We start from the raw sequence: 19,921 nt of genomic DNA on the forward strand, positions 1-19,921 counted from the left end.
ATCCACGACGATCTGCGCGAGGTCGGTGAGGATTGTGGTCGTCATCGTGTGGCGAGGCTGATGCGTCTTGAAGGTCTGCGTTCTCAGACAGGTTATCGACGCCGCCCTGGAAAGTACGGCGGTAAGCCAGCGGTCGTCTCACCCAATTTGCTGAAGCGCCAGTTCGATGTTGTGGAACCCAACAAGGTTTGGGTAACCGACATCACGTACATTCGTACGTATGAAGGCTGGTTGTATTTGGCGGTGGTACTGGATCTGTTTTCTCGGCAGGTCGTTGGCTGGTCAATGAAGTCGCAGATGACAAGTGAATTGGCTATTGATGCGTTGTTGATGGCGGTTTGGAGGCGTAAACCGAAGCAAGAGGTGATGGTTCATTCCGACCAAGGCAGCCCAGTACAGCAGCTCCGATTGGCGCAGCTTTTTGAAGGCAAACAATTTGGTTGCCAGCATGAGTCGCCGAGGCAACTGTCATGACAACGCCGTGGCCGAGAGCTTTTTCCAGCTTCTGAAACGGGAACGGATCAAGCGAAAAATCTACACCACGCGGGAAGATGCTCGGAGTGATGTGTTTGATTACATCGAGATGTTCTACAACGTAAAACGCCGCCATGGTTTCAACAATCAGCTGTCACCGGTAGAGTTTGAAAAGCGTTACGCAATGAGCTTGCAAGGTGTCTAGAGAATCCGGGGCGATTCAAGCATGCGCCTAAGCGTGAGTCTCAGGACACGGGGGCTCCTAGCCTTAGGGTGGAAGATTATCCAGATCTGTAATACACGCCGCAGTGAATCTAAAGGCATTGGACGGCTTCAGAATTAGAACCAATGGAGACCACACGTGAGAAAGCCCCCTTTGAAGGTCATCATCGAAGAATGGGATGGTGACGGTGCGATTCGAATTCCCGATGAGGCGCTGCAGGAACTGGAGCTCGATGTTGGCGACTCGCTGTATCTGATCGAGGAGTTTGTCGGCAATACGCGCGGCCTTGTCCTATCAAAAACGCCTCAGATTGCGGATCGCATAGACGAGCTGACTGAAGCCTGGGATAGCGGACGACTTGGTAACGCCCCGGAGAAATGAGGCAGCTGCAATGCGCCTCTCGAATCAATCGTGGCAGGCCAACTGCGGAGTGAATCGCTCAGGGCATATGAAGACTTTGGGTCGAGCCGGGCTTAAGCCCGAATGAGCGATAGCCGATGTAGCTTTAGCTCCGCAGCCCAGAAAATCGCCCATTGAATCAGAGATCAGATACTTGCGGGCCAAGAATTATGTAAAGGCCTGGTTAAGCGGTAGCGGTATCCAAGGCGAGCATTTATCGTCCATAAAGCGCTCAAATCACGTAAGACTCGAACAGCCTCCGGACATTCACCCGCGCCTTCAGCTTCGCGGCCAACAGGTACAAACCTCCCACCTTGCGATGCAGAAACAGTACATCCACAGGTGGCGTGTGCCAGAAGTCGCGGTCGGCACCTAGTTCCCAACCGGTATCACGTAGGCGTACGGCCAAGTCAGTCGTCGCAAAGTCATAGGCACCTTGATGCCTAAGTGGCTCGCAGGCCTGTGTAATGAGATCAGTGAGCACCGCTCGGTGTTTGGGCAGCGTTTCAGGCTGAAAATAGCCGACGTCCAGCGCGGCATTGGTGATGGCGGCACGGTCTTCATGCAGGCCTGCAATCAACAAGCGGCGATAGGCCTCGGTTGTGTTGCGGTCATAAAGTCGCGTGGCGCCGAAGTCCAACAACACCATCCGTCCGGAGCCTTGCTGATAACGGTAATTGGCAAAGTTAGGGTCGGTCTGCACGCACTGGAACTCGAACACCTCGCGCAAAAACAGGCCGAATAGCAACATGATGATCCGGTCGCGCTCTGCCTGCGGCGCGAGCTCTAGTGACTCCACCGCTACTCCATCGACGAAGGACATCACCAAAATATTCGGCGTACTGAACTGGGCATACGCACGAGGAACCAGAAAGTCAGGACTGTCGGCCAACAGTTGATCAAAGCGCCGTAAGTGCTCGGTTTCTTTCATGTAGTCCGCTTCATCCTGCAGCTGACGCTTGGCCTCTTGTAGCAATGGAGCGACGTCCATGCCCTTAGGCAGCATCCCGGACATGCGTAACAAGGTAGCAACGTTATCCACATCGCTCGAAATACTCTCGCGCACGCCAGGATATTGCACCTTGATCGCCAGGCGTTGGCCGTCCTTATCTTTCGCAGCATGAACCTGGCCGATGGACGCTGCCGCCAATGGCGTGAAGGAAAACCGTTCGAAGCGCCCTTCCCACCCCTTGCCCCAGTTTTCGTTGAGGACTGCCACCAACTGGCTCATAGGCATAGGGTGAGCGTCGCAACGCAGACGAGAAAGGATTTCGCTGAACTCGCGCGGCAACAAATCACCTGCATCCATCGATAACAACTGTCCAACCTTCATGGCGGCGCCACGCAGTTGCGACAGTTGCTCGACCACCCGATGCACATTGCCCGACGTCAACAGCAGTTCGCTGAGCGCCGGACGTTTGCCCTGAACCCACTGCCGAGCGCCTTCGGCTAGCATGCCGCCCGCGACGCCCGAGGCCAAACTGCCGAAACGCATCAACCGCGATAAGCGGCTGCCAGGCACGGGCAACGAACCGGGCTCACGAGGCTTCATGAATGAAGCGCCTCAACGATCGCGGCAAGCAGCAAGCAGACGCTCGCCACGAGGGTAAGCCGTAATCGCATCGGCAAGTACCAAGCGGGCAAGCTCGTAACCCGCAACAGCTGCCTGTCCTGCCGGAGGTGGGCAACAAAGCCGATGACCAACAGCAAGCAACCCAATGGCATTGGCAGTAACGTGGCAATCCAAGCAACAAGCGCAGGAATGACACTCCAGATGAACCGGTCTCTGCCCTGCTCGGCGCTCATGTCTTGCACGGTCATGGCGAAGCCCCAGTGTAAGGCGCCGACGAAGCTCAGGATGACTGCGCCATAGTTAACAAGCGCAATCGCAAACAACGGCCGATAGTCGAGAGAGAACGGAATCAGCAGCGCCAGAAAAATAAACGGCAACAGACCGCCATAACCGAGCAGGCTGACGTGCTTTGGCAGATCGGTTGAAGGCAACGCGTTCATTTGTATTCCCTGCAGTGAGCAACACTCAAGACTGTAGGCCCAAAAGCCCCGCTTGGGCGAGATATTGATGGCGATCCGAAGCCGGGGTCATCGTAATGAGTCGCTTTGTAGAACTAGGTCATTGCCACATTCATTTTAGGGCAAGCAGGCGACGGCATCTGAGGAGCTTCGAATCCTTCGATCATGCTCAGTGCCTGCATTTACCAAGTCGACCGCACCCTAGCTGTGCTTTGCCTGGTCGTCCAAGGCTCCCTGCCCTGCGGCGAGTTTAAGATGTTTACTGGCCTCCCTTCAGCGGAGGCAAAGCGCGAGGTCGACAGGAAAGCCTCGAAATTTTGGCGTTGTAAAAACTTACGTCGGGAAGCCTAATACGAGTTCTACTGGGCCGGTTTGGAGCCAGCCTTCTACCTCACCTCGATTTGCGTTGATTCTATGGCTGAGCACGATGTTAGTAGTCGAATCACCGGCCTGGGCACACTCTTGAATGAATTGGGCTTTGAAATACTTGGAATAGGAACGGCGTGTTGGCTGTGAACGAGCTGCATGAAATACACGCTTAAAAGGCTAAAACTGGTGCCCACTTAAATTTAAGTGGGCACCATGTCTTGGCTTTGCGGGGCTGGGTAGATGACTTGGCCGGAAGCCTACAAAGAAGGCACGCACGACGGCACGAAAAAAAACCATGCACGCAAAATTCAGAGTGATTGAGACAACCACACTGGACGATGGAAGCAAGCGACACAGGGTTGTCGACCTTGCAGAGGGAGGTTCGGCTAGCAAGCATGGCGTGCTCAACGTCAGGGCGGAGGCAGACGCTGTTTGTTTGCTCCTGAATACCGAGCATTCGCGTCAAAGCGGCGTACGTCGTGCTTACGCGAGTTCCTGATCCACTCGTTTCGGAAACCGGGCGCCTGATGACTATGCGGGAGTGAATGCCTATAGCCCAGTGACGGACTCCCTTTCCGAATGGACGCCTTGAAGACGCTCAAGGTTAACCCGCTGACATTCACTCTCGGCTTCTTCTCGGGTCTGATAGGTAGTCTTCAGCCGAAGCTTCTCCTCATTGTCATAGAGGTTGAAGCCTATAGGTGCAGTCTGACAGTAGAAGCGCGATCCGTGACGCATTGAACCCGTTTCCGTTGGGATTGCAGGGACAACAACAAATCTCGAAATCATCTTCACGCCCTCTCCAAGCACCTCCTTACTCTTAGCGGCTATAAGCCACCATCGCAAGCGACCGCAGTCAGTTTCCGATGAGAAGCACGACCGGACATGAGTCGATTGGAAGCAGCGTAAAAAAGGCACGGGATCTACCTTGTGGGCGGCACGCTCTCTCCCTCCGTATTCGCTGGCTGACATCCGAAAGATCAAAATGGTACATATGATTATTCATTTCATATTTAATTTTTTCAAAGGGTGGCAAATTTCCAGGGGTGGGGGCTCTTTGCTCGCCTATACTAATAATGTTAAATCATGCTGGTGAGCTCGGTTAACAAGGCATTGATAAATATGGAGATTTAAATAATTGTTTGCCTTGGAGGTCGCTGGTTAAGAAATATTTCTCTGTGATGGTTGGTGTCGTGAAGAGGTTTTGATATGAACGTCTTGTTGATAGAACTTCAGGCATATCATCATGAGGTGGCTATAAAAATCACTCAGATCAAAGAGTTGCTGAGGAAGATGAGGCATGAATCCGAATCCGATGGTGCTGATGACTGCAAGCTGTTGTTCAAGATGCTGGAAGCCATGCATGGTGATGCAGAACAATACCACCATGAAAATGAAGAACTTATTCGGCTGGCATTGCTAGCGACTGAGGCACCGATCCACCAACGGGTCAAGGATATCGAGCGAGATCATCAAGCATTTGGGCGCATTGCTGGACAGTTGAAGATGTTGGAGGACACAACTCAGGAAACGAGAGTAGTTGCTGACACTATCGATGACTTCATAAAAAAATATTTCGATCATATGGACTCGGAGGAAAATATTTTCTTTCCGTTGGCAGATAAGTGGCTGTCAGACGAGCAGTGGCAGAAAATAAAGCGTCAATGGCATTAATTGGAGCTCACCCGTAGACATTAGAAATGTAGTTACTACTTTGTCCGCGATCTGACAAAGTGATTGTGTGTCCCCGAGCTTTATTTGCTCACTGGGGTGTCCGTATATTGACTATTCCTCGTTGCAAGTATCGATTGCTGCCCTTAGTAATAGGCAGCAGTCGGCGCAGAGTGTGTAAAACCGCTTCGCCAAAATTGAAGCGCGCGCGTCTACGTTAAAGTTTATCGGCGCATCAGTAGATGTGGATTTTGCGTAGAGGCGCGATTTTTATTTCGGTTTCGAATACCTGTCGCGCTGAAAAACGTTTTTACACAGCCTCGACCCAAAGCAGCCAAAGCCAAGCAGCAAACTGGGCATATGCATTATGCCCTGATCGCCGGCTTGTGCAGAGTAAGGTAAAGGAGATTAACCATTGTTTCGGGTTGCTTAGACGCTCCCTTTAGCCCGTTGCTGCCGGTAGTAAGCTCCAACCAAACATGCAGTCAGCAACGGGAGAAACTCTTAACTGGACGACATTGCAGATGAACATACCCGCGCCCTGCCCGCCTTCTTAGCTTCGTAGAGTTGCTTGTCCGCAGCTTCTATCAAAGCCTGGAACTCAAGATCTCTAGTGGGAGTCAATGTTGCAACGCCTAGAGAAATAGTCACCACACGATTTACATCGGAAGCAGAATGTTCGATGCCCATTGTCCGAACACGTTCTTGCATTCTTTCTGCAATCTCGACCGCACCAGAAAGAACTGTATTGGGCAGAACGCAGGCGAACTCTTCGCCACCATACCGAGCGACCAGGTCATAGGGCCGCCTAACCGTTTCAGATAGCGCTTGGGCAACGGATTTCAAGCAGCCATCTCCAGCCTGGTGCCCATATCGGTCGTTGTAGCGTTTGAAATAGTCGACATCCACCATAATGAGCGATAGCGGCTTTTGCTCTCGAAAGCACAGACGCCAAGCCGCCAATATGTCCTCATCGAATTTGCGTCGATTTGCCACTCCAGTAAGGCCATCCATCAACGCCATAGAGCGCAGCAGATCGTTCTGTAGCTTCAGGGTCAGATGTGTTCGCACACGTGCTCTGACGATGGTGGGATTGATAGGCTTACTGATGAAGTCCACCGCGCCTAGCTCCAGGCCTAGCACCTCATCCGACTCCTGCTGCTGTGCGGTAATGAAGATGATGGGAATGGCTTGGGTCGCAGGGTCAACCTTCAGTCGACGACATACTTCATGCCCGTCCATCCCCTCCATGATTACATCCAGGAGAATCAAATCGGGTAGTTGGGTCTGGCATACGCTGATTGCCTGCTCACCGCTGGTGGCCATGAACACATCACAGTCCTCACGAAATAGCTCATGAAGTACCCGGATATTAGTCGGTTGGTCGTCGACAATAAGGAGTTTTGGACGGTTAAAGGAATGCGGCAGCCAGGTTTCCATCGATTGTTCCATCAGGCAGATCTCAACAGGTCACGACCAATCGGCATCGCAGCGGAAAAGTCGAGCGAATGCACCCTGACAACAAGTTCGTCGAACTGTGGGCGCAGGGATTGCGGCATTTTTGACGCCAATGCGTCTGCCAGTTCTATAGCTTGAAGGTTACCCGTTTCCAGCAATAGCAAAATCTCCTCTAGAGACTCTCTCCATTGCGCCGGCGCCACGGAATCTTCGTCAGCACTACTTTTTGCACGCGGGCTCTCACCGAAATCGACATTCATTTGCTCAAGGCTTTGTTGCAGTAACCTGCTCAACCCGTCAAACCATATTGGGTCGGCCAAAAGACTCGCTACAGACTCTGAATCGGCAGATTTCAGTTTGTGCTCCAGGTCGCCTGCCAGCAGCGACAATGCCTTGGCGCCCATAGTACCGCTGCTACCTTTAATAGTATGGAGTACAAACGCGGCCCCCGATGCATCTTGCCGCTGGATCTGATCGCGCAACTGGACAAGCTGTTTTCCCATCTCTGGGCCAAAGGTACGTAGTACCGTGCGGATCAAATCGAGGTTACCACCAAAGCGGTCAATAGTTGATGTACGAGACTCTATAACGTCCTCTCGTGCATTGGCTTGTCCCAAGATTGAAGTTGCCTGACTATCTTCACGGCCCGATTGAAAGAGCAGCGTTACCACGAGTTGTTCTAGGTCTATAGGTTTGCCGACATGATCATTCATCCCCGCAGCAAGACAGGCTTCACGGTCGGTATTGGAGACATTTGCGGTCATCGCCACAATCGGCAGCGTTGCGAAGCGTGGGTTCGATCGAATGCGGCGAGTCGCCTCCAGGCCATCAATATCTGGCATCTGGATATCCATTAATACGACGTCAAAGGGCACATGCTCATTCATCACCTTGCTCACACCTTCCAGCCCGCCTTCGGCCAGCGTCACCTGAGCACCTTCCCTTGTCAGTAACTCATCGGCGACCTGGCGATTGAGCATGTTGTCTTCCACCACCAATAGTCGCAGCCCGGCCAGACGCTGCAGCCTGTCAACCGTTGACCGGGAAAGGGGGGAATGCAACTGGTCTTTGCCGTTAAGTGCTCGCTGAACAGCGTCGGCAAGCTGCTTAGGAGTGACAGGTTTGGTGAGGAAACCCACGAAGGGGGCGTCTCCCGCCTGGTGTGCGTCAGCCAATACCTCGCGACCGTAAGCAGTGATCATAATGACCATCGGAGGTGGCACACCGTTGCCCTGCTGATGAATCAATTGCGCAGCGCTTAGTCCATCCATATCAGACATCCGCCAGTCCATCAGCACCACGTCGTAGGCTTCACCTAGCGCCTGGGCTTTCTTCACCCATTCCACCGCTTGAGTACCACCACTCACGCTGTCAGCAATCCATCCGAATGCACGAACGGTTCGCAACAGCAATTCACTCGCCATGGCGTTGTCGTCGACGACCAGAATACGTATGGGCAAATCGACTTCAGTCCAGGCCGATCTGACCAATGACGTCGGCGCTACATCAAGTGTGATATCGAACCAGAAACGACTCCCGACACCTTGTGTGCTCTCCACTTGAAGTGCACCACCCATCAAGGTGACCAACCGTTTGCAGATCACCAGACCCAGACCTGTGCCACCAAAGCGCCGGGAAGTTGAAGCCTCGGCCTGAGTGAAGCCTTCAAAAATGCGCCGAAGCTGTTCCGGACTGATACCGATGCCGGTATCAGAAACGGCAATGCGCAAACTCACAGCATTTTCCGTGCGCATCAGTTGTTCAACGCTGACCACGACCTGGCCTTCCAGGGTGAACTTGAGGGCGTTACCCGCCAGGTTGATCAGTACCTGTTGCAGTCGCAGGCTATCGCCGATCAGGTCGTTGGGTAAATTGGAGTCTAGGTCGAACATGACCTCAACCTTCTTATCGCCCTGGTTACCTGCCAGCACAACGGCGAGGTCACGCATGAGCGGTTCAAGCTCGAACGGGTGTACATCGAGTTGCAGCTTGCCCGCCTCAATCTTGGAATAATCGAGAATGTCATTGAGTAAACCAAGCAGTGATTTCGCAGCGGCCTTTGCTTTGGTCACATAATCGACTTGGCGATCATTCAGGTCAGTGTTCTGCACCAACTGCAACATACCCAACACGGCGTTCATCGGTGTGCGTATTTCATGACTCATGTTGGCCAGGAAGGCTGACTTGGCCGCACTTCCTGCATCGGCCTGTTCCTTGGCGTACAGCAGATGCGACTCTAGCTCGCGTTGAACAGTGATGTCCCGATTGATGCCGGTCACGCGCAACGCTGTACCGTCTGGACTGCGTTCTATCTGTGCACCGGCGTGTATGAAGCGGATCTGGCCGTCCGGGCGAACGACACGGAAAATCGTGTCATAAACATCAGTCCCCTCGACGGCGGCATTCAGCTTTGCCGCCGCTGCCACGACATCCTCGGGGTGAACACGCGAGTACCAATGCATATAGCTCAGACCGTTATTGCGCAACGTCAGTGGCTGCCCGTAGAACTCGAACATACGGTCATTCCACTGCAAGTTATTGTCCGCCAACGTCCAAGACCAGACGCCCAATTCGGCTACTTCAGCAGCCATCAGCAGTTGATCGTGCACCGCCATCAGTTCGCTACGTTGTTCAAGTGTCGTCTTCAGACTCGCAGCCAGTTCCTTTTCTGCCGCTTTACGTTCGGTGATGTCGACCGCAATACCCAGATAACCGCTCAATACTCCATCGGCATCGCGCATAGAGGTGACCACTAGCGTGACAGGAAACCGCGAGCCATCCTTGCGCGTGTAAGTCCACTCTCGGGTTTCTGCGCCTTCAAGCTCAGGTTTATGAGTAAACACACGGAAACCGTTGATGGTCTGAGCGTACTCCTCGCTCAGCTCAACGCCACGTGCAGCGACTTCCTCTGGGACATGGAAGAGCGCCGGGGTGTCTTTGCCTAGTAACTCATCGGCGTCATAACCCAACAAATGCTCGGCGCCTTTGTTGAACACACGGATAACGCCATCGAGATCCGTCGCAATGATCGAAACCTCAGTGGCCGAGCGCAGCACCGTGTCCAACAACAGATTGAGATGCAGCAACTCGAATGTTCGTTGCGCAACCTGCTCTTCGAGGTTGGAGTTGAGTTCAAGAATTCGGGCCTCTGCCACTTTTTTCGCCGAGATATCCCTTAACGTCTTGGACGCACCAATGACGCGACCATCCTCGCCATAAATGGGTGAGATGCTGACGGAGACATCGATCAGTCGCCTGTCTTTGTGATGGCGTTGCGTATCAAAGCTGCCGATACGCTCACCCGCCCTGATCTGCGCAAGGATATGAGCTTCCTCTGTGACAAGTTCTGCCGGAACAATCAGATTGGTGAGTGTCTGTCCCACCGCTTCCTCGGCGGTGTACCCAAAAAGGCGCTCGGCTCCTTTGTTCCAGTTAGTGATGATGCCATCGAGTGTTTTTCCGATAATGCCATCTGCCGAGCTTTCAACGATGGAAGCCAGTCTTGCCTGTTCCGCCAATATCTGCCGCCGACGTTGACGGCTGACACTGACGACACTCGCCAAGGTCGCCAGAAGAAGCGTGAGAAAACCACCGTAAAACAGGACAACTTTTGGCGAGACCTGATGCAGGCCCTGGATGAACAGCGAATTTGCGTCGAGTTCGATTTGCCAACGCCTTCCGTATACCTCGCGCTCTATCTGATGGGTCATCAGCGTTTCACGGCGAGCCGATTCGTCGCTGCTTTCATAAAACAGCTTTTCTTGACCTGGGACGGTGATATCCCTTAATCGCAGATGCATCGTCTCGTTTTCTATGCGCAGGCCTCTGAGCACCTCCTCTGTCCGCAAAACGACATAGCTCCAGCCAAAAGCTGCGGCCTCGCGTTCAGCAGCCGTAACCGGAGTCACTCTGCCGCGAAAGATGGGCATCAATACCAGGAAAGACTGCTGCGGTTTTCCTATGGACTGTATTAGCGTGATGGGCCCAGTGATCCGTGCCGCACCGCTTTGTATCGAGGATTGTGCAGCCTCTCGCCGCGATGTCTCTGACGCTATGTCCAAGCCAATTGCGGCCTGGTTATCTTCAGCCGGTTCGACATATTGAATGACGTAGCGCTCGCCTGAATGCGCTGAGAATTGATGAATGGAGAAATCCGCTGCGCCGTCAGCTTGAGCGTGCTTGAGAAACTCGTTTTCATCGCGCTCTGGTACACGCCTGATAAAACCAAAGGCACTAGCGCCGGGAAACTCGAAAGCGAGGTCACGGGTTCTGTGATATCGGCGAAACACTTCACGGCTAATGTCATATTCGCCTGCTGTGAGCACCGCTCCACGAGCGCCTTGCAAACCGTATTGGTAAAGATTGAGACGCATTAAAACCAACTCTGCGGCGTCTTCGGTCGCCTTTTTAATCGCTGCTTGAGCCTGCTGTTCGTTGATGCGTTCAAGGATCCAGCCACCCAGAATGCTTGCCCCTAACCCCACGGCCAGAGTGACGGCTACTCCCCAGTTCCATGCAAAAAACTTATGTTTTCTCACCCGCATTGTCCCATCGCAGAAGGCCTTCAGCCTTCAAGATTAAATTTTAAACCCTGTTGGGGGGCCACAAGATATCCAACCTGTAAGTCACTAATACGCTCAGGTCAGACCGGCTAATCGTTGAAGTCTGTCTATGTCTGCTTCGGGTTCGCAGTTGTTCATGGCGGCAGCAAGGCGCATCACCACTTGTTCGCGGCGAACTTGCCTGTTGGGCAACGCATAAATTGCGCCTATCAACTCGCGTAGAACCATAGGCAGCCCCCAGCGAGCTTTCAAGCGAATCGCAAAAGGCGCTGAAAAATCACGAACAGCGTGGGTGAGCGTTTCTTCGTTCACGCTATTGCCCTGATTCTCCCATTTCTGAGTTTGGTACAGCACGCAGAGTTCGCCCATGCGGTGCAACAGAGCGGCACTTTGCAGCGGAGCGGGATCCAGACCACATTGTTGCCCCAGAAGAACAACCCTTTCAGCTAAACGCTCGGCATCATCCAGATGAGCCTGGATAAAAGTCATCAGCATACCGTCAGGTTGAGTATTGGTCTGTCGCAGGGCTTGGCTGATCGCCAGATTCACGCTGGTAAGCCCTCCCAGCCGTGCCAGGGCACCGTTCAAATTCGTGCATGGCTGCCCGAGCCTGAGATACGCGGCACCGTTGGCGGCGGCGATCAAGTGCGCACATAGCGCCGGGTCATACTGCCAATCATTGGCGAGCTCTCGCAAATCCATCACCGCCCCGCCATAGCCGAGCTGAAGCTTGTCTTTTACCGAAGCCAGTAAAGGCAAGTCCAACTCAGCCGCCGACAAACCACTGAGATAGCTGATCAGGTCTTCATTGTTGACAGGGGTCGCTAGGGGCGGTTCATCAAGCGGAAGGAGCGTATCCAGGCATTGTACGACGCGCGAAACCTGGAATGGCTTGGTGAAAAATGCGCTGATTCTCAGCGATTTTACCGCCAACACACTGTCTCGATCAGCGCGTCCGGTGATCATGATCAGCGGCGTGTCTTGATCTTTTTCGCGAATTTTCTGCAACAGTTTGACGCCAGGAGCATCCGGTAAATTCCAGTCGGCCATCACCAACTGATAGGTACTCGGCTGCCAAGCATCTAAAGCGCTAGCGACATCGATAAAGCAATCGACCTGAGCAACCGGACGGATGCTCAACACGAGCTGTTTTAAAAGATCGGATATCCAGGGATCATCATCCAGAATCATCACGCGCATTCGATCATCCTCACTGTATTGACACGTAACTTAGCAATGACTTAGTGACTGACTATCAGCCAACAGCAAACATAGACGTCGTTCAGATCAAATGGTGAGGTTGTAATCGAGCGATTTTAAGTAAATCACGGCAATTTCCCTTTGGCTTGTAGCTTGATAGGATCCTTGAAGAATCGAATCTATTCCCGACCCGCGAACTATACAAGCAAGCAAACAGCTCACAGGTAGTTAGGCCGGCGGGGGTTAGTGCATGAACGCCGCCATAGCGGAACTGCTTGAGTGATTCCGTCCTGCTGCTCGCTGCCCTCGGCCCCAATAAATGCAATGTCCCCTCTGATTCACTGATCCAAGCAGTCTTGGCTAACGGCCCGAGCGACAGTCGTCCATAGTGTTTCGGCTGGTGTTACGTCAAAACTTATGGAAGTGCCCCGGCTTCTACTGAAAGAACACTTCCCAGTTCCCTCATCGGGCCACGTAGCTTTTTACGAGCCGATCCGCTCGCCATTTTGGTGCAAAACCGAAACCAGACTACGACTGCCAGCAGTGGCTCGACTTTGCGAGAAGCAATAAAACCTGTACAAAAGTAATTTCGTGTATAGGTTTTATGCGATGTGTGTCATTCTGATATCAGTCAGCTATCACCAGCTGCTCGCGCTGGTGCCTCGCCGGGCTCTCGTCACTTTCAAATGGGCGGTAGAGGCACACAAGTAGCCCTTGACATGGATAGCAAAACAGAACCGCCACGTCTTGCCCGTACAGGGTCTATCTAAGAGTTCAGCCGATGAAAAACTCCATCTCACTAGCCTCGCGCATAGGCCTTGGTTTCGCCGCGATTGTGTCGCTGCTCATACTAATCACCGCCGTGGGCATCCAACGTGTGGGCTTTATCGACGCCACCCTGGAACACGTAAGCGAAAATGCGGCGAAAATTCAACGCTACGCCATTAACTTTCGCGGAAGCGTGCACAACCGAGCCATTGCTATTCGAGACGCAGTGTTGGTGGATAGTGATCAAGACTTAACCGTCCACCTCAATGAAGTTATCAATTTAGAACAGGCCTACTCCGATTCAGCCACGCCAATGGATCAGCTATTCGCAACTGCAGGAGTAACATCGCAGGAGCAACAGCTGTTGAGGGCGATTAAAGACATTGAAAAGCAAACGCTAGCTTCTACCAAGTCGGTAATTGCCCTGCGTCGCGCCGGGGACATTTCTGGTGCCCAGGCTTTGCTGCTGCGGCAAACCTCCGGTGAATACAGCGAGTGGTTGAAACGCGTGAATGCACTGATTGACTACGAAGAAGCCTCGATCAAAAACCAACTCAGTGCGGTACAAGCCACCGCTAGTGAGTTTCGAGGACTGATGCTCATGGCCACCGGGATAGCGCTGCTGCTGAGCATCATTTTGGCGATCTCTATTATCCGCTTCGTCAAATCAACGCTGGGTGCTGATCCGACACAGGTTGCAGAGGCAATCCAACGGTTGGCCGCAGGCGATTTGCAACAAATCATTGTTACCGATTATCCGAACAGCGTGATGGGCGTCCTGAAAACGGCCCTCAGACGTTTGGCTGATACCATTAGTGAAGTACGCATTGCGGCCCAAGAGGTTAACAATTCATCCAGGCAGCTGTTGACCACATCGTCCGCCAATAATAATCAAATCAGCCTGCAGACCCGCGAAGCCGAGCAGGTGGCAACTGCAATTACGCAAATGGCGGCAACGGTCAATGAAGTTTCGGGCTATGCATCTCAAGCAGCGGACGCAACGCGTTTAGCCGATACTGAAGTTGTAAGCGGTAATCGCGTCGTTGCGGACACCACTCTCGCTATCGAACAGTTAGCGAACACACTGGTTGAAACCACCAATACGGTAGAGCAGGTGTCCAAGCGTAGCGAAGAGATTGAAATAGTGATCGAGGTAATCAATTCAATTGCCACGCAAACTAACCTGTTGGCGCTGAACGCAGCCATCGAAGCGGCCCGAGCAGGTGAGCATGGCCGAGGGTTTGCAGTTGTTGCCGATGAGGTGCGCTCTCTAGCTAATCGAACTCAGGAGTCGACCCGGGAAATTCGCGAAATGATCGGCACCCTTCAGAGCGGAACTGAAACGGCTGCACAAACCATGCGTAATAGCTGCGAACTGGTAAGCCACACCGTTGCGCAAACCCGCAGCGCCCAGACGGCGTTAGCTAAAATTAGCCAGCAGGTCGGGGCTATAAACCACATGAATGCCCAAATCGCCAGCGCATCTATCCAGCAAAGCGTCGTGGCCGAAGACGTTGCGCAAAATATCACGCGCATCCATAGCTCAACGGTGCAATCGGCAACTGGCTCTCGTGAAGTTGCAACGGCCAGCCAGGAGTTAGCGCAGCTTGCTGATCGTCTTACCCAGAAGGTCGCATTTTTCAGCGTGGCTTAGGGCGGGCCCATTGTCAGTCCTTTTTTTTCAGCATATCTTGTGAAAAACCTATACATGGTATCTATAAATGTACAATAAAAAGGATTGGCCACTGACGCTGTACTTTGACGGTCAATGTCCGCTGTGTGCGCGCGAAATCAAGATCCTGAATCGACACGCTGCAGAGAGTCGCCTGCAATTTATTGACATCAGCAATGGTGCGTTCGACGCCAAGGCACTCGGGTTGACGCTCGAGCAAATGCAGTCCTCGTTGCACGCCCGTTTCGCCGATGGCCGCTGGGTAACCGGCCTGGACGCCACCCTGTGGAACTGGCGAGCCGCCGGTTTGGGGTTTTGGGCAGCGCCACTGACATGGAGTGCCATCCGACCCCTGCTTGCTTTAGGTTATCGCCTCTTCTGCCGCTTACGTCCCCATTTCGCGTGGCTTCCTCACCCTGATGGCCGCCGTCGCTGTGTCGATAACCGTTGCGCGGTGCCGGAGTCAAAATCCGCACCAGACGAGCAGCCCACTTTGAAAACAAAGCAGACCTAGAAAAATTCGCTTTCCCATTGGGCCGACGCAGAACCTGAGCCACAGATCATCTGGCGAACCCCTTGTTATCTGGTGCGCAGCAGGCACTCCCCTGCTACCAAGGATTGCCGCCACCTTAAGCGCAGCATGGCGGCGAGGAATCAAAATGAACCCATCATTAGCCGAGCATTACCGTGAAATTCTCGTCGGCGTAGGCGAGAACCCTGAGCGTGAAGGACTGCTCGACACGCCCAAGCGCGCAGCCAAAGCGATGCAGTACCTGTGCAATGGCTACGCGATGAGTCTGGAGGAAGTAATCAACGGCGCACTGTTCGAATCGCAAAACGATGAAATGGTCATCGTGCGCGACATTGAACTGTATTCATTGTGTGAGCATCACATGCTGCCCTTCATCGGCAAGGCTCATGTCGCGTACATCCCCACAGGGAGGGTACTGGGCCTGTCGAAGGTCGCCCGAGTTGTCGATATGTTCGCCCGCCGCCTACAGATTCAGGAAAACCTCACCAAACAAATTGCCGACGCCATTCAGCACATCACCGATGCCGCCGGTGTTGCCGTGGTCATTGAGGCGAAGCACATGTGCATGATGATGCGGGGCGTGGAGAAGCAAAACTCGGTGATGACCTCGTCGGTGATGCTAGGCGCCTTTCGCGAGTCGTCCGCTACGCGTCACGAGTTCCTGCAACTGATAGGGCGAGTGGGTTAACGCCAACAATTTGGGTCTGTCTGCGGGAGAGGCTACATGAACCGTCCGTCCAACACAGCTTCCCGCCTCCAGCACTTAGGGCAATGATGCCCAATCAATCCAAAGCGGACACCTGAAATGCCCACACCGGCAAAGTCGCATTAGTTTTGGCTGAGGTCAGTCATCCCACCACGCGTCGCAAGGCTTGTTTGCCTGCGATAAAAGGCGTGAATAGCCCACACTACCCCTATGAATAGCAACCCTGTCCCAAGCGCTTCCATAGGAGAGGGCCAGCGTTGGTTGATCAGCAGGCCCATCGTAGTTGCATAAATGGTTCCGCTGGCGATCAATTGCCCGCTGAGCGCCAGAGGCAGACGTCGAGTTGCAATTGACCATGCCCAGGCACCTGCAAGGGTGGCCCCTAACCCCTGAATCAACCCACAGACTATTAGCGCCTGAGTACCTGCTAACCCGCTCGGATGGCTAGCGAAGTGGGACAGGTTCAAGTGCAAACCAACGGGTATGAAGGCCAGCATCTCGACGCTGCACATGAAGATCAGCATGGCTGACCACAACATGGGGGACATGCTTGGGCGCTGAGCCAAAGCACTTTCATTTAACAATCCAAAACCAGTCCAAAATCCAATTGCGATTAACGATGCGAGAAGCCCAAGCAGTATCGAATCGGTCGGGAGCACCACCTTTGCGGCGCTAAAATCAAACACGCTCAAGTTGACCAAACTTATGCCCAAAGCCGCGAGCAACAGCGGCCCGGCAATGGCACGCCAGGGCACACTGGAGCTTCGCATGTTGCCGGCAATCGCGAGCACGATCGGTACTGACCCCATCATTACCGGAGGGATCACCGGCCCAGCTGCCAAGACCGCAGTGGTGATCAGGAAGAAGTAGCCGATGTATCCTAAGAAGCCCAGCAGTGCGGCACAGGCCCAGTCACTCAATCGCAGTTGCCGCAATTCGCTACGGTAAACAAACAGCACGAGCAAGCTACCTAAGCCGGCAAAGGCATAGCTCACCACTGCCAGATCAAAAAGGCTGTAATCGCCGACCAACCCCGGAAAGATGTAGAGCAGCGACCAGGAAAAAGTGGCTGCAATGGCAGCTAATAAGCCTAGGGTCATACGCTCTGCCCCTGCTGACACTGCTTCCGGATCCAGCAATGAGCTACTTGCCGGGCAGTGTCGAATACCCGCACGTCCTGGCCCATGGCGCCGCTGACAAAACTGCCCTCCAGTAAGATAAACAGCCCCTCAGCAACTACGTCAGGGTTGCTTATACCGGCGCTCATGGCCAATGCAGTAAGATTTTCGCGTATTCCTTGCTTATGCCTGCTCACTGCCAAATGTACAGGGTGGCTAAGCTGGGGGAATTCAGCCGCACTGTTGACGAACAGGCACCCGCGTTCGCTATCTTGCAAAAGAAAGCGTTGATACAAATCGAAAAAAGCGAGCATGCCACTGACCGGGTCAGGATGCCCTGCCAAGGTGCGCGCTACCTCTTTACGCCAGCGTCGGTCACGCTCCTCAAGGCAAGCCACTATCAGCGCATCCTTGGAGGGGAAATGGCTGTAGAGCGTCATCTTGGTAACACCTGCCATCGCGGCGATGGCCATCACACCAGTAATGTATATACCTTGTGAAAGAAACAGCTTCAGCGCTGAGTCAATCAAGCGCTCACGGGTATTGTCCAATTTAAGGCACTCCGGCATCGAGACGGAGATGACTATACTGACCGGTAAGTATTGGGAGCATCCAAATACGACCGGAATCATGGAAAATACGACACTGACCGCAGCATGCCGACTCAGCAGTAAGTCCAATCAGAAATTTTGTTCCGCTAGCTAAGAGAGACCACAGCCGCGTGGTTAGCGGCACCACGACCTTAGCGGATGCGTTAGAAAAGGAACCGAACATAATTCACCTGAAAGCAGGTGATTTTTTGTGGTTGTCGAGTGATCCGCTATATCAAAATCTGGCAGACAAAACCCAGCGAGGAGAGCGCTTGCTAAAAGAAATGCGCTTTCATGGCCGTGCCGTGGTTTCCGGCTCAGTAATGCGCTAGGGTCAACCGCTTGAGAATAGATTTGATCTTGCGGTGTTCCTTTACCTTCCTGTTGAACTCAGGTTAGAGAGGCTAAACGTCGAGAAATAAAACGATTCGGTGAATCTAAACCGGAGTTTCTGGCCTGGGCAGCCCAGCATGATGAGGGAGGCATCCCAGGACGGAGATTGGCAACGCATCAGGAATGGCTGTCTGTGCTTACATGTGCTGTCTTTAAGCTTGATGGGGACAAGTCCGCTACAGATCGGGCACGGCAAATAATGGATATCGTCGACGAACTGAATCAGACGCAGTCGATTATATGATGGTGTGTTGGCTATAAGCTTGCAGACCGTTTTAGCTATTAATGTCCATTCGTGAACGTTAGCGCCCCGCTAAGCGCAACGAATCTCGATGAAGACAAGTCCGAGCGTGCAGAAAGCAATCTTCAGCCTATTTCCTTTTGCGTCCCAAATCGGGTAATGAAACATATTTTGCCGGCGTGGTGCCGAGCGCCAGCTTGAACATCCTGATAAAGCTCGTTACGGCCTCATACCCAAGGTCTCCTGCTACCTGTTGGACGCTCTTCCCCTCAGCCAGCAGTTTCAGCGCGACCATCAGATGAAGCTGTCGACGCCATTTACCAAAAGACATGCCGGTGTCCTTGAACAGCTGACGTGAAAATGTGCGCTCGCTCATCCCGCCAAAACTTGCCCATTGCTCTAGCGTTTTTCTGTTATCAGGCGCGTTGATCAATGCTTCCGCTATCCGCCGCAACCTCAAATCAGCTGGTATTGGGAAATGTGTACTCACCCTTGGCATAGAGCTCAACTCTTCAAGCAGCAATTGGGTGATGAGATCTTTACTGCTAGTACTGCGGTCGCTGCGACCTTCGCATAGCTCAATAATCATTTCGCGCAGCATGGCACTGATACTGAACGTACAGCACTCGTCTGGAAGAGTGGATGCTGAGGGGGTGACGAAAAGGAAATAGCCGCGAGCGTTGGCAGAGGCACGACTTTGGTGGGGAACGCCAGAAGGAATCCAGAGAGCGCAATAAGGTGGCACTATCCAATGGTTATCGGCCACCTCGCACGCGACAACCCCCTGCATAGACAAGACCAGTTGCCCCTGCTCATGAAGATGAGTATTTGATCCCGAGAGTTCTTCACTCAAAGCCGTAAAGCTGATCGCAGTTACGATTTTTCCTGACGCGCCGGAATGTGGAAGTAGGTTCTTTGCCATTTTGACGCTTTTTGCAGATAAGTTGACTTAATATACGAATTCTACCACGACTGGTGCCGATAAAATCCTCCATAAGTTTGAGATGGCTAACCCGTCGACCCGCCCAAAAATTACTGGAGGAAAGTATGAGTAGTGATCCGATCAGAGCGCGCATGATCAGTCCTGATGAAGGCCACCATGTTTTGCACCCTACAGGCGCTCTCATGAACATCAAGGTGTTTGCTAACGAAACAGGAGGACTGTATTCGCTTATGGAAACCGTACTCCCGCCTGGAGGTGTCGTACCGCGCCATATTCACACGGGCGAGGATGAAAATAATTTTATCCTTGAAGGACAGCTATCCATGCAGATTGGCGAGGATTTTCACTTGGCCGGGCCAGGCAGCTACGTCGTTGCTCCGCGCGGCGTACAGCAGTATTTTAAGAACGACGGTGATAGCAATTGTCGATTTCTCACCACCTTTACTCCTGGAGGAGCAGAGGGTTTTTTCAGGGAAGCCGGTGAATTGATACGTCGTCTCGCTCCCGAAAAGCCCAGTCGGGAAGAACTGCTCCAGCTTCAGCAACGATATGGTCTGAGCTATCTATAAAA

The 19,921-nt window shown here is 53.0% G+C and carries 13 protein-coding genes and 2 pseudogenes; 7 read left to right on the forward strand and 8 right to left on the reverse strand.

From position 1 onward, the window contains the following. Window positions 1–679, forward strand: a pseudogene (locus tag Q7W83_RS29250) (IS3 family transposase); the annotation flags it as partial. A 156-nt stretch (window positions 680–835) separates the two neighbouring features. Beyond that, on the forward strand, window positions 836–1,078 hold the full coding sequence (locus Q7W83_RS29255) for an AbrB/MazE/SpoVT family DNA-binding domain-containing protein (protein WP_473658457.1): 243 nt from the start codon (window positions 836–838) through the stop codon (window positions 1,076–1,078). Window positions 1,079–1,328: 250 nt separating this feature from the next. On the opposite strand, the gene Q7W83_RS29260 is transcribed toward Q7W83_RS29255, so the two are convergent. After that, entirely contained in the window at window positions 1,329–2,648 is a 1,320-nt protein-coding gene (locus tag Q7W83_RS29260) for an ABC1 kinase family protein (protein ID WP_473658459.1), read from the reverse strand. Next, window positions 2,645–3,109 carry a DUF3429 domain-containing protein gene (locus Q7W83_RS29265; protein WP_473658461.1) on the reverse strand — a complete coding sequence of 155 codons (465 nt, stop codon included), beginning with the start codon at window positions 3,107–3,109 and terminating at the stop codon, window positions 2,645–2,647. The genes Q7W83_RS29260 and Q7W83_RS29265 overlap by 4 nt, the downstream gene beginning before the upstream one ends. 1,596 nt (window positions 3,110–4,705) lie before the next feature. Here Q7W83_RS29265 and Q7W83_RS29270 point away from each other — a divergent pair. Continuing rightward, on the forward strand, window positions 4,706–5,170 hold the full coding sequence (locus tag Q7W83_RS29270) for a hemerythrin domain-containing protein (RefSeq protein WP_473658463.1): 465 nt from the start codon (window positions 4,706–4,708) through the stop codon (window positions 5,168–5,170). Window positions 5,171–5,671: 501 nt separating this feature from the next. Here the strand turns inward: Q7W83_RS29270 and Q7W83_RS29275 are convergent. The 3 genes from Q7W83_RS29275 to Q7W83_RS29285 all read right to left on the reverse strand — a co-directional run bounded on the left by Q7W83_RS29275 (window position 5,672) and on the right by Q7W83_RS29285 (window position 12,387). Further along, window positions 5,672–6,607 carry a diguanylate cyclase gene (locus Q7W83_RS29275; protein ID WP_473658465.1) on the reverse strand — a complete coding sequence of 312 codons (936 nt, stop codon included), beginning with the start codon at window positions 6,605–6,607 and terminating at the stop codon, window positions 5,672–5,674. An 11-nt stretch (window positions 6,608–6,618) separates the two neighbouring features. Next, window positions 6,619–11,169 carry a PAS domain-containing hybrid sensor histidine kinase/response regulator gene (locus tag Q7W83_RS29280; protein WP_473658467.1) on the reverse strand — a complete coding sequence of 1,517 codons (4,551 nt, stop codon included), beginning with the start codon at window positions 11,167–11,169 and terminating at the stop codon, window positions 6,619–6,621. A 93-nt stretch (window positions 11,170–11,262) separates the two neighbouring features. After that, window positions 11,263–12,387, reverse strand: coding sequence for a response regulator (locus tag Q7W83_RS29285; protein WP_473658469.1), 1,125 nt, complete (start codon window positions 12,385–12,387; stop codon window positions 11,263–11,265). 1,894 nt (window positions 12,388–14,281) lie between these two features. Between Q7W83_RS29285 and Q7W83_RS29290 the strand changes: the two are divergent. The 3 genes and pseudogenes from Q7W83_RS29290 to folE all read left to right on the forward strand — a co-directional run. After that, window positions 14,282–14,809 (forward strand): annotated as a pseudogene (locus tag Q7W83_RS29290) (methyl-accepting chemotaxis protein); the annotation flags it as partial. 67 nt (window positions 14,810–14,876) lie between these two features. Beyond that, window positions 14,877–15,341, forward strand: coding sequence for a thiol-disulfide oxidoreductase DCC family protein (locus tag Q7W83_RS29295; RefSeq protein WP_473658471.1), 465 nt, complete (start codon window positions 14,877–14,879; stop codon window positions 15,339–15,341). 145 nt (window positions 15,342–15,486) lie between these two features. Continuing rightward, window positions 15,487–16,047, forward strand: a complete 561-nt coding sequence (gene folE / locus Q7W83_RS29300; protein ID WP_473658473.1) for a GTP cyclohydrolase I FolE — start codon at window positions 15,487–15,489, stop codon at window positions 16,045–16,047. Between the two features lie 140 nt (window positions 16,048–16,187). Here the strand turns inward: folE and Q7W83_RS29305 are convergent, their stop codons facing one another. The 3 genes from Q7W83_RS29305 to Q7W83_RS29315 all read right to left on the reverse strand — a co-directional run bounded on the left by Q7W83_RS29305 (window position 16,188) and on the right by Q7W83_RS29315 (window position 19,329). Further along, window positions 16,188–17,165: a DMT family transporter gene (locus Q7W83_RS29305; protein ID WP_473658475.1), complete on the reverse strand. Its 978-nt coding sequence runs from the start codon at window positions 17,163–17,165 to the stop codon at window positions 16,188–16,190. Then, on the reverse strand, window positions 17,162–17,734 hold the full coding sequence (locus Q7W83_RS29310) for a TetR/AcrR family transcriptional regulator (protein WP_473658477.1): 573 nt from the start codon (window positions 17,732–17,734) through the stop codon (window positions 17,162–17,164). Before Q7W83_RS29310 ends, Q7W83_RS29305 begins: the two co-directional genes overlap by 4 nt. Window positions 17,735–18,537: 803 nt before the next feature. Continuing rightward, window positions 18,538–19,329, reverse strand: coding sequence for an AraC family transcriptional regulator (locus Q7W83_RS29315; protein ID WP_473658479.1), 792 nt, complete (start codon window positions 19,327–19,329; stop codon window positions 18,538–18,540). 125 nt (window positions 19,330–19,454) lie between these two features. Here Q7W83_RS29315 and Q7W83_RS29320 point away from each other — a divergent pair, with 125 nt between their 5' ends. Further along, entirely contained in the window at window positions 19,455–19,919 is a 465-nt protein-coding gene (locus tag Q7W83_RS29320; RefSeq protein WP_473658481.1) for a cupin domain-containing protein, read from the forward strand. Window positions 19,920–19,921: the final 2 nt, after the last annotated feature.

The organism is Pseudomonas sp. 300 (assembly GCF_055803035.1).

What these genes read in the sequence shown, in the direction of transcription:
- Q7W83_RS29265 (WP_473658461.1), bottom strand. Translation starts at nt 3,109, where the DNA reads ATGAACGCGTTGCCTTCAACCGATCTGCCAAAGCACGTCAGCCTGCTC.
- Q7W83_RS29270 (WP_473658463.1), top strand. Translation starts at nt 4,706, where the DNA reads ATGAACGTCTTGTTGATAGAACTTCAGGCATATCATCATGAGGTGGCT.
- Q7W83_RS29260 (WP_473658459.1), bottom strand. Translation starts at nt 2,648, where the DNA reads ATGAAGCCTCGTGAGCCCGGTTCGTTGCCCGTGCCTGGCAGCCGCTTA.
- Q7W83_RS29320 (WP_473658481.1), top strand. Translation starts at nt 19,455, where the DNA reads ATGAGTAGTGATCCGATCAGAGCGCGCATGATCAGTCCTGATGAAGGC.
- Q7W83_RS29305 (WP_473658475.1), bottom strand. Translation starts at nt 17,165, where the DNA reads ATGACCCTAGGCTTATTAGCTGCCATTGCAGCCACTTTTTCCTGGTCG.
- Q7W83_RS29285 (WP_473658469.1), bottom strand. Translation starts at nt 12,387, where the DNA reads ATGCGCGTGATGATTCTGGATGATGATCCCTGGATATCCGATCTTTTA.
- folE (WP_473658473.1), top strand. Translation starts at nt 15,487, where the DNA reads ATGAACCCATCATTAGCCGAGCATTACCGTGAAATTCTCGTCGGCGTA.
- Q7W83_RS29280 (WP_473658467.1), bottom strand. Translation starts at nt 11,169, where the DNA reads ATGCGGGTGAGAAAACATAAGTTTTTTGCATGGAACTGGGGAGTAGCC.
- Q7W83_RS29295 (WP_473658471.1), top strand. Translation starts at nt 14,877, where the DNA reads ATGTACAATAAAAAGGATTGGCCACTGACGCTGTACTTTGACGGTCAA.
- Q7W83_RS29275 (WP_473658465.1), bottom strand. Translation starts at nt 6,607, where the DNA reads ATGGAAACCTGGCTGCCGCATTCCTTTAACCGTCCAAAACTCCTTATT.
- Q7W83_RS29315 (WP_473658479.1), bottom strand. Translation starts at nt 19,329, where the DNA reads ATGGCAAAGAACCTACTTCCACATTCCGGCGCGTCAGGAAAAATCGTA.